Raw genomic sequence first — 14,479 nt, forward strand, 5'->3', positions numbered from 1 at the left:
GACCCGACGGCCCGCGCCGCGGCCCGCGGGGATACTGCGCGCTCCAGTTCCGGAGCACGCATGACACAACAACAGGCGTACCAGTCGCCCACCGAACGCGTGCAGGCCTGGGCCGACGGGTCCACCCTGCACATCCGCTTCAACAATCCCACCCGCCACAACGCGCTGTCCGTCGACATGTGGCAGGCCGTGCCGCCGCTGCTGCGGCAGGCCGAGAGCGACGACGCCATCCGGCTGGTCGTGTTCTCCGGCGCGGGCGAGAAGTCCTTCGTCTCCGGCGCCGACATCTCGCAGTTCGAGGACATGCGCGCCGCGCGCGAGGCCGTCAAGCAGTACGAGGCCATGGCCGAAGAAGCGCTGATGGCGATCTACCTGTGCGCCAAGCCCACGCTGGCATGCATCCGCGGTTACTGCATCGGCGGCGGCGTGAACGTCGCGATCAGCTGCGACATCCGCATCGCCAGCGACGACTCCACCTTCGCGATTCCGGCGGCGCGCCTGGGCCTCGGCTACCGGCTCTCGGCGCTGAAGAACCTGGTGGACCTGGTGGGTGTGGGCGTCGCCAAGGACCTGTTCTTCACCGCGCGCCGCATCGACGCCGCGGAGGCGAAGTCGCTAGGCCTCATCACGCGCGCCTGCCCCGGCGACGGTCTGGATGCGCTGCTCAAGGAGTACACCGACGCGATGGGCCAGAACGCGCCTCTAACGGTGTACGCCGGCAAGCGGATCATGCAGGAGATCCTCAAGCCCGACGCCGACCTGGACCGCGACCTGTGCCAGCAGTTGATCCGCAACTGCTTCGACAGCGAGGACTACGCGGAGGGCCGGCGCGCCTTCATGGAAAAGCGCAAGCCCGCGTTCCGGGGGAAATGAGATGCGTGCCTGGTGGTTGAACACCGATGAGACGCAGTCGCGCACCGAGCTGCGCGAGGCCCCCGTTCCCGAACCAGGGCCGCGCCAGATGCTGGTGCGCGTGCGCGCCGCGGGGTTGAACCGCGGCGAATTCATCATCGGCGGCCTCACCAAGGCCGGCAGCGCCAAGCCCCTGGGCATCGAAGGCGCGGGCGAGGTGGTGAAGGTGGGCGCCGAGGTGGCCCGCTTCGCGGTGGGTGAGCGCGTGATGGGCCGCTTTGCCGGTGCGATGGCCGACTACGTGCTGGCCAACGAGGCCGATGCGATGCCGGTGCCGCAGGGCCTCTCGTGGGAGGAGGCAGGCGCGCTGCCCGTCACGTACCTGACCGCGCACGACATGCTGGTGCTGCAGGGCGGCCTGCGCGCGGGCGGCTGGCTCCTGGTGACCGGCGTCTCGTCCGGGGTCGGCGTGGCTTCGCTGCAGATCGCCAGGGCGCTGGGCGCGAAGGTGATCGGCACCTCCGGGTCGCGCGAGAAGCTCGAGCGGCTGCAGGCCGTGGGGCTGGACGTGGCGATCTGCACGCGGGCCCCCGACTTCCACGCGCAGGTGATGGATGCCACCGCCGGCGCGGGCGTCAACCTCGTCGTCAACAACGTGGGCGGGACGGTGTTCGCCGAGTGCGTGCGCTGCCTCGCCTTCGAGGGGCGGCTGGCAACCGTCGGCTACGTCGATGGCGTGCTGAAGTCCGAGATCGACCTGCAGGCGCTGCACGCGAAGCGGCTGGTGCTGTTCGGGGTGTCGCAGAAGATGACCAGCCCGGCGCAGAAGGCCGAGGGCGTGCGCCGTTTCGGCGCGGAGATGCTGCCGCTGGTGGCGCAGGGCAGCCTGCGGCCGCTGGTGGATCGCGCGTTCCCCTTCGAGGAGCTGCCCGCCGCGCGGGCGCTCATGGAGGCGAACGCGCATGTCGGAAAGATCGTGATCACAGGAGTAGCGTGATGTCGAAAATCCTTGCCGGCTGCGCGCTGGCCTTCGTTCTCTGCGGCAGCGCCGCTGCGCAGACCACCGCCTGGCCCGAGCGGCCGCTGAAGCTCGTCGTGGGCTTCACGCCCGGCGGCGCGGCCGACTACGTGGGGCGCTCGGTGGGCGATGCGCTCGCGCGCGCGCTCGGCCAGCCGATCATCATCGACAACAAGCCGGGCGCGGGCTCGAGCATCGCGGCGGACTTCGTCTCCAAGGCGGCGCCGGACGGCTACACGATCCTGATCGCCAGCCCCAGCGCCATCTCGGTCAATCCCGCGATCGACGCGAAGTGGGCGGCCGGCGTGGGAAGCCTCATCCCGGTGGCCAAGCTCACGGCGTCGCCGCTGGTGGTGGCGGCCAATCCGCAGATCGGCGTGAAGTCGATTCCCGAGCTGCTCGAGTACGCGAAGAAGAACCCCGGCAAGGTGAACTTCGCGCACGCCGGCATGGGTTCGGCGCCGCACCTGGGGGGCGTGCTGTTCAACCAGCTCACGGGCGCAAACCTGACGCCGATCCCCTTCAAGGGCGGCGCGCCTTCGGTGCAGTCGGTGATCGCGGGCGACACGCAGGTCACCTTCGCCACGCCGCCTTCGGTGCTGCCGCAGATCAAGGGTGGGCGCCTGGTCGGGCTGGGCGTGACGACGACGGAGCGTTTCCCGCTGGTGCCGGACCTGCCGGGCATGAAGGAGGCGGGCCTGCCGAACTACAAGATCGACTTCTGGTACGGCTTCTTCGTGCCGGCGGGCACGCCGCCGGAGATCGTCAGGAAGCTGTTCGACGCCACGCAGGTGGCGCTGCAGAAGCCGGAGGTGAAGGCCGCGCTGGCGCGCGAAGGCACCGACGTCTCGGCCTCCTCCTCCCCGGCGGACTTCGCCGCGTTCATCAAGGAAGAGAACCGCTTCTGGGCGAAGCTGGCGAAGGATTCGGGCGCGAAGGCGGACTGAATTCCTCCCTCCCCCTCCGGGGGAGGGTCGGGGTGGGGGCGCTCAGGGCGTCAGGTCCAGCGCCACGCTCACGTTGTCGAACGGGATCTTCGCCTTCTCGTTCAGCGCCTTCACCGTGCCCTCGTCCTTGCTCTCGAACAGGCACATGCACTGCCCGCTCTCCGGCACGAAGGTCGAGCGGATGTAGCGGATCGGCGTGCCGGCGGCAGTCATCTCCTTCGCGGTCGCGATGGCGCGCTGCTGCGCGGCGGCGAGCTGGTCCATCGGGATGCCCTTGAGCGAACGTTCGACCATGAAGACTTCCATGACGCTCTCCTTCGAGGTGGTGTGGGGGACCGCCAGTGTCGCGAGAGTGCGGCCGCGTCGCAAGTGCATCCTGCGCAGGTTTGCACGGCCGAGCTGAGCGCCGCCGGCACGCGCGCCCCGCTGCTCGAAGCACCAGGCCGCGACGGTCGGGGACAATCGCAGCGCATGAAGGACTCTCCCATCGCCCCCCGCGCCGTGCTGTTCGACCTCGGCGGCGTGGTGCTCGACATCGATCCGGGCCGCTCCCTCGCGCTGTGGCAGCCGCACTCGCGCCTGTCCGCCGAAGAACTGCGCGCGGCCTTCCACGCCGACGAGCCCTGGTGCCGCCACGAGACCGGGCACCTGCCGCCGGAAGGCTTCCTGGCCCACCTGCGCGAGGTGCTCGCCCTGGACTGCGACACGGACACGGTCCGGGCCGGCTTCAACGCCCTGCTGGTGGCCGAGATCGAGGAGACGGTGCGCCTCCTCGACGCGATCCGCGCCGGCGTGCCGCGCTACGCGATCAGCAACACCAACCCCGTGCACGTGGCCGAGATCGAGCGCGCGTTCCCGCGGCTGCTGCCGCGGTTCGACCGCGTGTTCGTCTCGCACGAGATCGGGCACCGCAAGCCGGACGAGGCGGCGTTCCGGCATGTGCTCGCTGCGATCGGCGTGGCCGCGCCCGAGGCGCTGCTGTTCGACGACCTGCTGCCGAACATCGAGGCCGCGCGCGCGATCGGGATGCAGGCGGTGCAGGTGCGCGGGCCGGAGGACGTGCGGCGGGGGCTGGCCGATCGCGGGCTGCTGGAGCGCTCGTAGGCTGGCGGTGAGGAACGAACCCCAGCGATGCAGCGAGCGCAGCGCTGGGGTTCGCGCGCTGGCGCGGCTCACCACCAGCCTACCGGTTCGGACATTGCGATTCGCAGCACGAGCTCACCGAGCGCCAACGCGCCGCTGCAACTCCGCCCACGACACCAGCTCCCCCGCCAGCGCGCTCGCCATCACCGTCGCCGGACTCGCCAGCCACACCTGCCCCGGCCCCGACCGCCCCGGGAAGTTGCGGTTGATCGCGCTCACGGTCACCTGGCCCGCCTCGGTCGACGAGCCCGGCCCGCAGTTCGCGCACGCCCCGCACGAAGGCTGCAGGATGCGCGCGCCCGCCGCCGCGAAGGTACGGTCGTAGCCGCGCGCGCTGCAGTAGTCCCGCACGGCCGTCGTGCCGTACTGCAGGAACAGCTGCACCTGCGGCGGCACCGTCAGGCCCTGCGCGAGGCCCCAGGCGAGCACCGCGTGATACTGGTCGAAGTCCTCGCGCTTGCCGGCGGTGCAGGAGCCGCCGTAGGCGATGTCCACCTTCACGCGCTCGCCCACCTGGTCCAGCGGCACGCCGTTGCCCGGGTCGCCCGGCCGCGCGACCATCGGTGACAGCGCGGTGCAGTCGACGCGGATCGTGTCGCTGTACGCCGCCCCGGGGTCGCTGCGCATCCAGGGCTCCAGAACGCAGTCCACGCCGCGGCGCTCCTTCAGGAAGCGCAGCGTCTCGGCGTCGGGCTCGACCATCCCCGTGAGGCCACCGAGTTCGGCCGTCATGTTGGTCAGCGTCGCGCGTTCGTCGGTGCCCAGCGCCGCCAGCGCGGGGCCGCCGAACTCGAACACCTTGCCCACGCCCGCGCCGGCCCGGATCGCCGGCAGTTGCAGCAGGTGCAGCGCCACGTCCTTGGCCGCCACGCCCGGCGGCAGCGCGCCGGCCAGCTCGATGCGCAGCACCCGCGGCAGCGTGAGCCGCACCGCGCCCGTGACGAAAGCATTGGCCATGTCCGTCGTGCCGACGCCGAAGGCCACGCAGCCGAGCGCGCCGCTGTGCGGCGTGTGCGAATCGGTCCCCACCACCAGCTGCCCCGGCAGCGCGTAGTGCTCCGCCATCATCGCGTGGGAAATGCCGGCGACGTTGCCGCCGTCATCGGCGCGCGCCTCCTCCTCCGTCAATGTGCGGTGGCTGCGCAGGCCGTACGCGGCGGCGAAGTCGCGCTGGGCCTGCTGCATGGCATGCATGTTCGGCAGCAGCAAGGAGCCCGCGTGGGCCGGGCTTTCTTCCACGTAGGAGGTGTGGTCCTCGAACACGAGGATCGAGTCCATCCCGTGCAGCGCGAGCGGCCGGCCCAGCGTTTCGTGCAGCATGTGCGCCGCCATGCCGGTGTAGTACTCGTGGATGAAGCGCCAGTCGGCGCGCACGAAGCAGCCCTCGCCGGGTTGCGGCGCGTCGGGCGTGACCGGCGTGTGCAGCATGTGCCGCTGCACGATCTTCTCGAACAGCGTGAGGGGGCCGCAGGCTGCAGGCAGGCGAACGGGACGTGCGTCACGCAGGTGCTGCCGGCCGAAGCGCAGCAGCCCGCCGCTGCGCAGGATTGCGGCGGCCAGCGCATCGCGGCCGCCCACGAGTTCGGCGACGGGAATCGCCTCGCCGCGCTGCAGCCGCTCGACGAGGCCGAAGTCGGTCGACGTGAAGAGGCCGATGTTGTCGGCGTTCTGGCGGTAGATGCGCTCGAAGCTCTCGGCGATCACGAGCCGGATGCCCGCCAGCTGCTCCGCCGCCGGACTGTGCTCGCGCGAGGAGCCCTTGCCGTAGCGCCGGCCCGCCACCGTCACCTGGAAGCCGCCCGCCTGCACGGCGCCGGGCGCGATCGGCTGCTGGCGGTCCGCGGTGGTGAAGCCGGTGTAGGGGAAGCGCGCGAGCCTGGCGTCGTAGTGCGACATGATGCGCACCGGGCTGATCTCGTCGGTGGAGATGTCGTCGCGCAAGGCGCCCGCCTCCGCGCGCGTGAGGCGGCGGCCGGCCAGCTGCGCTCGCACGGCCTCGGCGGACTGCGACAGGAACAGCAGGCGCGGCTGCCCGCCGAGATCCAGGACTTCTTCGTTCATGGTGGGGTGGCGAGCGACGCCAGGTGGTCCAGCAGCAGCTGCGCCGCCGGCGCGAGCGCGTCGGCGGCGCGGAAACAGAGGATGAAGCGCCGCTGCGCCCACGGCTCGTCGAGCGGCAGCAGCTTGAGGCCGGGCGGCGGCGTCGTGCCGGCTTCGGCCACTTCGCGCGGCATGATGCTGATCGCCAGCCCGGCGCGCACGACGCGCATGGCGGCTTCGAAATTGGTCACGACCACGCGGTGGTTCACGCTGCGTCCGGCCGCCGCGGCGCGCCGCTGCAGCATCACCTGCACCGCGCTGTTGACCGGCAGGCTCACGTGCTCGTAGGGCAGCGTGTCGACGAAGCGCAGCTTGCGGCGCGCAGCCAGCGCGTGGCCCTCGGGCACCGCGACGCAGAGCGTGTCCGTGCGGTAGGGCCGCGACTGCAGCGCGCCGACCTCGGCCGCGTCCCAGCACACGCCCAGCGAGGCATGGCCTTCGCGCACGCCGCGCACGATCTCCGGGCTCACGCGCTCCTCCAGGTCCACCTTGATCGCGCGATGCTGCGGCTCGCGCAGGAAGGCCGCCACGTCGTCGGCCAGCGATTCCGTCATCGCCGAGACGGAAGCCAGGATGCGCACCTGCCCCCGCCCACCCGCGACGTAAGCCTCCATGTCGCGCTCGATGCGCGCGGCGCCATCGAGCATGCCGCGGGCGTGTTCCAGCAGCGTCTGCCCCGCCGGCGTGGGCACCACGCCATGGCGCTTGCGCACCAGCAGCGGCGTGCCGAGCTGGTCTTCCAGCTGCGCCAGCCGCTTGCTGATGGCGGAGCCGACGATGCTCGCCTTCTCGCCCGCGCGGGCGATGTTGCCGGTCTCGCAGACGGAGACGAACAGGCGCAGCGTGGTCAGGTCGAGGTCGCGCAAGGTTTTCCGGATCGGAACTTCATCGTTCCGAAATTGAGTTCAAAGGCCGATACGGAAATTCTAAACTCGCGGCCTCATGCAAGCGTCTTCCTTCACCGAATCCCTGCCGCGCCGCGTGGTCGTGCGCGAGATGGGCCTGCGCGACGGCCTCCAGAGCGTCGCCACGATCGTGCCCACCGCCGCCAAGATCGAGTGGATCCGCGCGGCGTACGACGCCGGCCAGCGCGAGATCGAGGTCGGCTCCTTCGTGCCGCCCAGGCTGCTGCCGCAGCTGGCCGACACGGCCGAAGTGCTGGCCTTCGCGCAGACCCTGCCGGGCCTGCGCGCCACCGTGCTGGTGCCGAACCTGAAGGGGGCCGAGCGCGCCCTGGCGGCGAGGGCGGAAATGATGCTGCTGCCGCTGTCGGCCAGCCACGCGCACAGCCTGGCCAACCTGCGCAAGGCGCCCGACGAGGTGGTGGCGGAGATCGGCCGCATCCGCGCCGAGCGCGATGCGCGCGGCGCGCGCACCGAGATCGAGGTGGGCATCAGCACCGCCTTCGGCTGCACGCTGCAGGGCCGCGTCGCGCCGGAGGAAGTCGTGCGGCTGGTGCAGGCCGTGCTCGACGCCGGGGTGGACGCGGTGAGCCTGGCCGACACGGTGGGCTACGCCGATCCGGCGATGGTGTCGCGCCTGTTCGAGCGCGTGCTGCGCGTGGCCGGCGACAGGCTGGTGTGCGGCCATTTCCACGACACGCGCGGCCTGGGTCTCGCCAACGTCTTCGCCGCGCTGCAACTGGGCATCGCGCGCTTCGACGCCTGCACCGCCGGCATCGGCGGCTGCCCGCACGCGCCGGGCGCGAGCGGCAACGTCGCCACCGAGGACCTCACGTACATGCTGCACAGCATGGGCATAGCAACCGGCCTCGACTTCGAGCGGCTGCTCGCGCTGCGCGCGCGCGTCGCGCAGTGGCTCGCCGGCGAGCCCACCCACGGCACGATCTTCAGGACGGGCCTGCCGAAACCCATGATGGAGGCCCTGCATGCCTGAGACCCAGCCCGCCACGCCGCAGCCGCTGAACGGCCTGCGCGTCGTCGAATTCACCCACATGGTCATGGGTCCCACCTGCGGCATGGTGCTGGCGGACCTGGGGGCCGAGGTGATCAAGGTCGAGCCGATCGACGGCGACCGCACGCGGCGGCTGCTCGGCGCCGGCGCCGGCTTCTTCCCCATGTTCAACCGCAACAAGAAGAGCATCGCCATCGACCTGCACCAGACTGAGGGCGCGGCGCTGGCGCGCCGGCTGTGCGCCAGCGCCGACGTGGTGGCGGAGAACTTCAAGCCCGGCACGATGGGCAAGTACGGCCTCGACTACGCGTCGCTGAGCGCCTCCCATCCGAAACTGATCTACGCCACCTGCAAGGGCTTCCTGCCCGGTCCCTACGACCACCGCACCGCGCTCGACGAAGTGGTGCAGATGATGGGCGGCCTGGCCTACATGACCGGCCGCCCCGGCGATCCGCTGCGCGCCGGCACCAGCGTCAACGACATCATGGGCGGCCTGTTCGCCGCCATCGGCGTGCTGGGCGCGCTGATCCAGCGCGGCATCACCGGCCGCGGCATGGAAGTGCAGTCGGCCCTGTACGAGAACAACGTGTTCCTCATGGGCCAGCACATGCTGCAGTACGCCGTCACTGGCAAGCCCGCCGCGCCGCTGCCCGCACGCGACAACCCCTGGGCCGTGTACGACGTCTTCACGGTCAAGGACGGCGAGCAGATCTTCCTGGCGGCGGTGAGCGATGCGCAGTGGCTCAAGTTCTGCGACGTGCTCGGCTTCCCCGACCTGAAGTCCGAGCCGGAGTACGCCACCAACAACCAGCGCGTGGTCCAGCGCCCGCAGCTGCTGGCCACCCTGCGCGAGCGCCTGCGGGAGCGCAGCGCCGCCGAGCTTGCAGCGCGGATGGAGCAGGCCGGCTTGCCCTTCGCGCCCATCCGCCGGCCCGAAGACCTGTACGATGACGAGCACTTGCTGGCCACCGGCGGGTTGGCCGATGTCCGGCTGCCCGATGGCGCGAAGGCCGGCGAGACCGTCAAGACCACCCTGCTGCCCTTCACCCTGGGCGGGGAACGCCTCGGCGTGCGGCTCGATCCGCCCGTGCTCGGGGCCCACAGCCAGGAACTGCTTCGCTCCGTCGGCCTGGCCGACGCCGAGATCGAGGCACTGAAGGCGCACGCGGTGGTGGCTTGACAAGACAGATGCGTTTCCAGGAGACAAATTGAGCCATACCCCTTCCTTCCCCTTCACCCGCCGCAACGTGCTGGCGGCCGGCGCGGCGTTCGCCGCCGGCGCGCTGCCGCTGGCCACGCTGGCCCAGTCCGGCACCGTGAAATTCATCCTGCCCAACGCCACGGGTTCCGGCGTCGACGCGATCACGCGCGCCGCCGCGCCGGCATTGTCGAAGGCGCTCAACGCCAACGTCGTGGTCGACAACCAGCCGGGCGCCGGCGGCGTGGTCGGCCTGCAGGCGCTGGCGCGCTCGGCGCCGGACGGCAACACGCTGTCGGTGGTGTCGAACAACGTCGTGATCTTCCCCAGCGTGCTGAAGTCGCTGCCCTTCGACATGCCCGGCGACTTCACGCCGATCGCCGTCGTGGGCGCCACGCCGATGGTGCTGGTGGCCAACCCGCAGAAGGTTGCGGCCACCAACGCGCGCGATTTCTTCGCGCTGCTGAAGTCCAGGCCGGGTGAATTCAACTTCGGCTCCGGCGGCAACGGCACCATCCTGCACCTGGCCGCGGAGCTGGTGCTCGAGGCGGCCGGCGTGAAGGCCCGGCACATCCCGTACAAGGGCGTCGGCCCGATGGTGACGGACCTGATGGGCGGGCAGATCGACTTCGCAGTCGCGGCGCTGCCCAGCGTGCAGGGCCAGATCAAGGCGGGTGCGCTGCGCCCGATCGGCATGCTGACGTCCCAGCGCACGCCGGCGGCGCCGGAGGTGCCGACCTTCGCCGAGCAGGGCCTCGCCAACTTCTCGGTCGAAGCCTGGTTCGCCGTGATCGGCCCCAAGGGCATGAGCGCCGCGAGCGTGAAGAAGGCGCACGACGCCGTCGTGGCCGCGTTCAACGATCCGGCGGTGAAGGACGCGATGGCCAAGCAGGGCAACAGCATCCACGTCAGCACGCCGGAGCAGGCGCATGCGGCCTTCCGCAGCGAACTTTCGAAGTACGCCGCGCTGGTGAAGAAGGTGGGCCTGGAGCCGCAGTAAGGCCGTCGCGCCCGCGAGGCAGGTCGGTGCAGACGGGGCCGCAAGCCGTCATCCCCGCGCACGCGGCCGATGGGTTGATCTGGACCGGCAAGCGCTTATGAGCCGTGCTCGGTGGACGTCGCGCCGCCCGGGCCGGACCAGCCCGTGTCTGTCCGTCTCAGCGACTGTCCCCCGGCGCGGATGGGAACCGTTGCCCGTGCTGGCGCCGCGCCCGCGCCTCCTCCTTGATGTCGCTGAGCCGGACAGCCACGGACTGGTCCTGCAGCGTGTCGACCGCAAGGGTGTGGCTTCGCTTGGCGCCGTCCCCGCCGCTCGAGCGAGCTCACCGACGGACGCTGCGCTCGCACCCGCGCGGGGGAGGACCAGGGCGTGACCGTCCGACTCGGCGACATCAAGGAGGAGGCGCGGGCGCAGTGCCAGCACGAGCAACGGTTCCCATCCGCGCCGGGGGACAGTCGGCGAGGCGGACGGTCACGTCCTGGTCCGGGTCGCAGGCAACGGGAGAACTGTGGCTTCCGTCGGCCGGTCGCCCCGAAATCGGACGGTTGGTTGGAAGGGTACGCCCCTCAGCGGGCGCCGGGATGCTCCAGGTTGCCCGGCTTGGCGGGCGTCGTCTGGACTTCGATGGCGGGCGAGACGGCCTGCGAAGCGGCGGCGGACTCGCCGCCCGGCTTGCGCAGGCGCAGCCGCCTCAGGTCGTCGTGCAGCAGTTCCTTGCGTTTCCACTCCGGCAAGGATTCGTCCGTCCAGGTGCCGTTGGAAATCTTCACGTGGGTGGTCATGACGGGTACTGCTCTGCTGACGCGCCGAACGTATCGCCGTCCGCGTCCGGATCGCGTCGGCCGCGGCCCCGTCACGACCGGGAAAGCGTCCTACAAACGCTGGTCCGATTCACATCTAATGTGTGTCGCCATGAGCGAGCCCGCAGACGCAGACCCCGACAAGGACGCGCCCGCCCTGCAACCTGCGCCCGTCGGCAGGCACGGGAATTCGGGGGAAGGGGCGGCCAGCGTGCTGCGGGCGCTGCGCCAGGGCCCGGGCCAGCGGACCAACGCGGCGCCGGAGCGCGAGCGCCAGCCCAAGGACGACGCACCCGGCGCGCCGGAATCCTCCCGCCACGGCAGCCCTCATCCGCGCGCCTGAACGATCGTCGCGAACTCCTCGAAGGCCCGCTCCAGCTCGTCGAGCAGCTTGCCCAGCTCCTGCGCCGGCGCCTTCGCCGCGCGCTCCTCCAGTGCCGCCGCGATCGCGGCATAGCGCTCCGCCGACACCATGAGACCGCCGCCCTTGGCCGAATGCGCCAGCAGCCCGAAGGCCTGCCGGTTGCCCGATGACAAGGTCGCGCGCAGCTTCGCCATGAGCGCGGGCGTGGCCTGCCGGAAGGTCCCGAGCGCCACCTGCTGCAGTTCCGCGTCGCCGCCGAAGCGCGTGTCGAGGTCGCCGGGCGAGAACAGCGGCAGGTCTGCCAGCCGCGACGTCTGCCCGCTCGCCCAGCGCGCCAGCACCCCGCGCAGCAGCCGGATGTCGATCGGCTTGGTCAGGTAGTCGTTCATGCCGGCGTCGAGGCAGCGCTCGCGGTCGCCCTTGATCGCGTTGGCGGTCATCGCCACGATCGTCGCCGTGCAGCCGGCCGCGCGCAGCCGCCGCGTGGCCTCGTAGCCGTCCATCTCCGGCATCTGGCAGTCCATCAGGATGATGTCGAAGGGCTCGGCGCTGGCCATCTGGTAGGCCTCGATGCCGTTGCTGGCGAGGCGCACGTTCTCGTACCCCAGCTTGCGCAGCATGCCGAAGGCGACCACCTGGTTGGTGGTGTTGTCCTCGGCGATCAGGATGCTCGTGTCCGACGAGGGGGGCGGCAGGTCCTGCCACACCGAGGCGGGCGCGGCCTCCTGCGCGACCCGCACCGGCAGCGTGACGACGAAGCGCGAACCGTGGCCCGGCGCGCTGCGCACGCGCACCGCCCCGCCCATGAGGTGCACCAGCTGCTGCACGATCGCCAGCCCGAGGCCGGTGCCGCCGAACTTGCGCGTGGTGGCCGAATCGGCCTGCATGAAGCGCTTGAACAGCTGCGGCTGCACCTCCGGCGGGATGCCGATGCCGGTGTCGGCCACGGTGAATTCCAGCAGGTAGGCCGCCGGCTCGGTGGTGGCGCGCAGGTCCAGCGCGATCGAGCCGGCGTGGGTGAACTTCAGCGCGTTCCCCAGCAGGTTGACCAGCACCTGGCGGATGCGCGTCGGGTCGCCCTGCACGAACTGCGGCACGCCCGGCTCCATCCGCACGCGGAACAGCAGGCTCTTCTCGGTGGCGCGCAGCCGGTACAGCGTGGCCAGGTCCTCGACCAGCTCGTGCAGGTCGAAGGCCACGCTCTCGATCTCCATCTGCCCCGCCTCGATCTTCGAGAAGTCGAGGATGTCGTTGACCAGCGCCAGCAGCGAATGCGCGCTGCGGTCGACGAGGTCCGCATGACGGCGCACCTCGGCCGACAGCGGCTCGTCCAGCAGCAGCTTGGTCATGCCGATGATGCCGTTCAGGGGCGTGCGGATCTCGTGGCTCATGGTGGCCAGGAACTGGCTCTTGGCCCGGCTGGCCGCATCGGCCGCATCGCGCGCTTCGCGCAGGTCGTGCTCGGCCTGCTTGGCCTGCGTGATGTCGCGGTTGGTGCCCACCATGCGCAGCGGCATGCCCTCGGGCGAGCGGTCGGCCACGCGGCCCTCGCTGTGGATCCACAGCAGCGTGCCGTCGCGCCGGTGCACCCGGTGTTCCACCGCATAGCGCGCGGAGCGGCCGCCCAGCACGAGTTCCAGCCCTTCCTGGATGCGCGCCAGGTCCTCCGGCGGCACGAGGTCCAGCAGTTCCTGCGCCGTGCAGTGGGTCTCGCGGGGTTCGCCGCCCAGCATGGCGGACCAGGTCGCCGAGAGATAGATGCGCTCGGCCGGCACGTCGAGGTCCCACAGCGCGAGGCCCGAGCCTTCCAGTGCCCGGTGCAGCCGCTCCTGGCTCTGCTCCAGCGCCACGCGCGCGCGCTGGCTTTCCGTCACGTCCTGCAACGCGCCCACCAGCAGCGCGGGCCGGTGGTCGCGGTACTCCACCTGGCCGATCGAACGCACCCAGACCTGCCGCCCGCGCGCCGTGCGCATGGGCAGCTGCACGTCCCACGGTTCGCCGGTGGCGATGGCATGTTCCGCGGTGCTGCGGATGACGCGCTGCGCATCCGGCGCGAAGTAGCGCAGGTGTTCGTCGCCCACCGGCACGTAATCGGGCGGCAGCTCGTAGATGCGCCGCGTCTGCGACGTCCACAGCAGCTCGCGCGTGTGCAGGTCCAGCCGCCAGCCGCCGACCCCGGCGATCTGCTCGGCGCGTGCCAGGAAGTCGTTGCTCGCCTCGAGCTGCCGGCGCGTGGCGACTTCGTCGCTCACGTCGATCACCGAGCCCACGTAACCCCCGGGCGAGCCGCCCGGCAGGGCGATGGCGCGGCCGCGCGCGCTGACGTGCAGCACCTGGCCGTCGGCGCGCAGCACGCGGAACATGCGGTCGAAATTGCGGCCGCTCGCCGCCACTTCCTGCCAGCTGGCCAGCAGGCCCGGGCGGTCGTCCGGATGGATGGCGCGCACCCAGCCCTCGCCCAGCGACTCCTGCAGGGACAGCCCGAAGATCTGCTGCCACTGCGGGTTGGTGTAGATGCAGTGGCCCTGCGCGTCGGTGTGGAAGATGCCCACCGGGCAACTCTCCGACAGCTCGCGGAACATCTGCTCGCTCGACGAGTGCAGCGCGCGGTGAGCGGCCTGCCGCAGCAGCAGGGCGTGCATGGTGGCCGCAGCCAGTTCCTGCAGCGCGGTGCGCTGGCCCGGTGCCAGCGCGGGGCGCGCCACGGTGTCCAGGACGCACAGCGTGCCGATCACGTGGCCGTCAGGCGTCGTTAAGGGAGCCCCGGCGTAGAACACGAAGTGTGGCTCCGAGCAGACGCAGCTCTTGCCCGCCGTGCGCGCGTCGATGCGCGCATCGGGGATCTCGACGTACGCGCGCGCCGCGAGCACCGTGGTGCACAGGGCCTCGGCGCGCGGCAACTCGCCCAGGCCGCCCGGCACGCCGACCTGCGCCTTGACGTACTGGCGGTCGGCATCGAGCAGGGTGACGAGCGCCATGGGCGTGCCGCAGGCCGCGGCGGCGCTGCGCGCGAGGCTGTCCAGGAGGGCTTCGGCGGGGGTGTCCAGGATGCCCAGGCGGCGCAGCGCCGCGAGGCGTGCGGCTTCGTCGGTTTCGCTGGGGAGCGCGGTCGGCGCGGGCTGGGCTGGATCCACCCGCCGAAC

At 71.3% G+C, this 14,479-nt stretch carries 13 protein-coding genes; 8 read left to right on the forward strand and 5 right to left on the reverse strand.

Translation table 11 applies throughout. The features are described 5' to 3' along the window. Positions 1 to 60: 60 nt before the first annotated feature. Genes WG923_RS10735 through WG923_RS10745 form a run of 3 tightly spaced genes read left to right on the forward strand, consistent with a single transcriptional unit; the run spans position 61 to position 2,817 of the window. Entirely contained in the window at positions 61 to 873 is an 813-nt protein-coding gene (locus tag WG923_RS10735) for an enoyl-CoA hydratase (RefSeq protein WP_340350949.1), read from the forward strand. 16 nt (positions 874 to 889) lie between these two features. Further along, complete coding sequence (locus WG923_RS10740) at positions 890 to 1,849, forward strand: zinc-binding dehydrogenase (protein WP_340350950.1); 960 nt, start codon at positions 890 to 892, stop codon at positions 1,847 to 1,849. After that, a complete protein-coding gene (locus WG923_RS10745; protein WP_340350951.1) occupies positions 1,849 to 2,817 on the forward strand; it encodes a Bug family tripartite tricarboxylate transporter substrate binding protein in 969 nt (322 codons plus the stop codon). Before WG923_RS10740 ends, WG923_RS10745 begins: the two co-directional genes overlap by 1 nt. A 42-nt stretch (positions 2,818 to 2,859) precedes the next feature. Here WG923_RS10745 and WG923_RS10750 read toward each other — a convergent pair whose 3' ends face one another. Next, positions 2,860 to 3,123, reverse strand: coding sequence for a DUF4242 domain-containing protein (locus WG923_RS10750; protein ID WP_340350952.1), 264 nt, complete (start codon positions 3,121 to 3,123; stop codon positions 2,860 to 2,862). A 165-nt stretch (positions 3,124 to 3,288) separates the two neighbouring features. Between WG923_RS10750 and WG923_RS10755 the strand changes: the two genes are divergently transcribed. Then, a complete protein-coding gene (locus WG923_RS10755) occupies positions 3,289 to 3,921 on the forward strand; it encodes an HAD family hydrolase (protein WP_340350953.1) in 633 nt (210 codons plus the stop codon). Positions 3,922 to 4,035: 114 nt separating this feature from the next. Here the strand turns inward: WG923_RS10755 and WG923_RS10760 are convergent, their stop codons facing one another. Together WG923_RS10760 and WG923_RS10765 are read right to left on the reverse strand one after the other, a co-directional pair. Then, complete coding sequence (locus WG923_RS10760) at positions 4,036 to 6,021, reverse strand: aconitase family protein (protein ID WP_340350954.1); 1,986 nt, start codon at positions 6,019 to 6,021, stop codon at positions 4,036 to 4,038. Continuing rightward, on the reverse strand, positions 6,018 to 6,926 hold the full coding sequence (locus WG923_RS10765; protein ID WP_340350955.1) for a LysR family transcriptional regulator: 909 nt from the start codon (positions 6,924 to 6,926) through the stop codon (positions 6,018 to 6,020). The genes WG923_RS10760 and WG923_RS10765 overlap by 4 nt, the downstream gene beginning before the upstream one ends. A 76-nt stretch (positions 6,927 to 7,002) precedes the next feature. Between WG923_RS10765 and WG923_RS10770 the strand changes: the two genes are divergently transcribed. Genes WG923_RS10770 through WG923_RS10780 form a run of 3 tightly spaced genes read left to right on the forward strand, consistent with a single transcriptional unit; the run spans position 7,003 to position 10,172 of the window. Continuing rightward, positions 7,003 to 7,956 (forward strand): hydroxymethylglutaryl-CoA lyase, encoded by a 954-nt coding sequence (locus WG923_RS10770; RefSeq protein WP_340350956.1) that lies wholly within the window; start codon positions 7,003 to 7,005, stop codon positions 7,954 to 7,956. Beyond that, entirely contained in the window at positions 7,949 to 9,154 is a 1,206-nt protein-coding gene (locus WG923_RS10775; protein WP_340350957.1) for a CaiB/BaiF CoA transferase family protein, read from the forward strand. The genes WG923_RS10770 and WG923_RS10775 overlap by 8 nt, the downstream gene beginning before the upstream one ends. Positions 9,155 to 9,182: 28 nt before the next feature. After that, the gene (locus WG923_RS10780) at positions 9,183 to 10,172 is read left to right on the forward strand and encodes a Bug family tripartite tricarboxylate transporter substrate binding protein (protein WP_340350958.1); all 990 of its coding nucleotides are present in this window, start codon (positions 9,183 to 9,185) and stop codon (positions 10,170 to 10,172) included. A 566-nt stretch (positions 10,173 to 10,738) separates the two neighbouring features. On the opposite strand, the gene WG923_RS10785 is transcribed toward WG923_RS10780, so the two are convergent. Continuing rightward, positions 10,739 to 10,954 (reverse strand): hypothetical protein, encoded by a 216-nt coding sequence (locus WG923_RS10785; RefSeq protein WP_340350959.1) that lies wholly within the window; start codon positions 10,952 to 10,954, stop codon positions 10,739 to 10,741. 130 nt (positions 10,955 to 11,084) lie between these two features. On the opposite strand from WG923_RS10785, the gene WG923_RS10790 reads away from it, so the two are divergent. Beyond that, positions 11,085 to 11,315, forward strand: coding sequence for a hypothetical protein (locus WG923_RS10790; RefSeq protein WP_340350960.1), 231 nt, complete (start codon positions 11,085 to 11,087; stop codon positions 11,313 to 11,315). On the opposite strand, the gene WG923_RS10795 is transcribed toward WG923_RS10790, so the two are convergent. Next, on the reverse strand, positions 11,300 to 14,470 hold the full coding sequence (locus WG923_RS10795) for a PAS domain-containing protein (protein ID WP_340350961.1): 3,171 nt from the start codon (positions 14,468 to 14,470) through the stop codon (positions 11,300 to 11,302). The genes WG923_RS10790 and WG923_RS10795 overlap by 16 nt on opposite strands. Positions 14,471 to 14,479 lie beyond the last annotated feature (9 nt).

Origin of the sequence: Ramlibacter sp. AN1133, from assembly GCF_037890035.1 — a bacterium.
Classification (GTDB): domain Bacteria; phylum Pseudomonadota; class Gammaproteobacteria; order Burkholderiales; family Burkholderiaceae_C; genus Ramlibacter.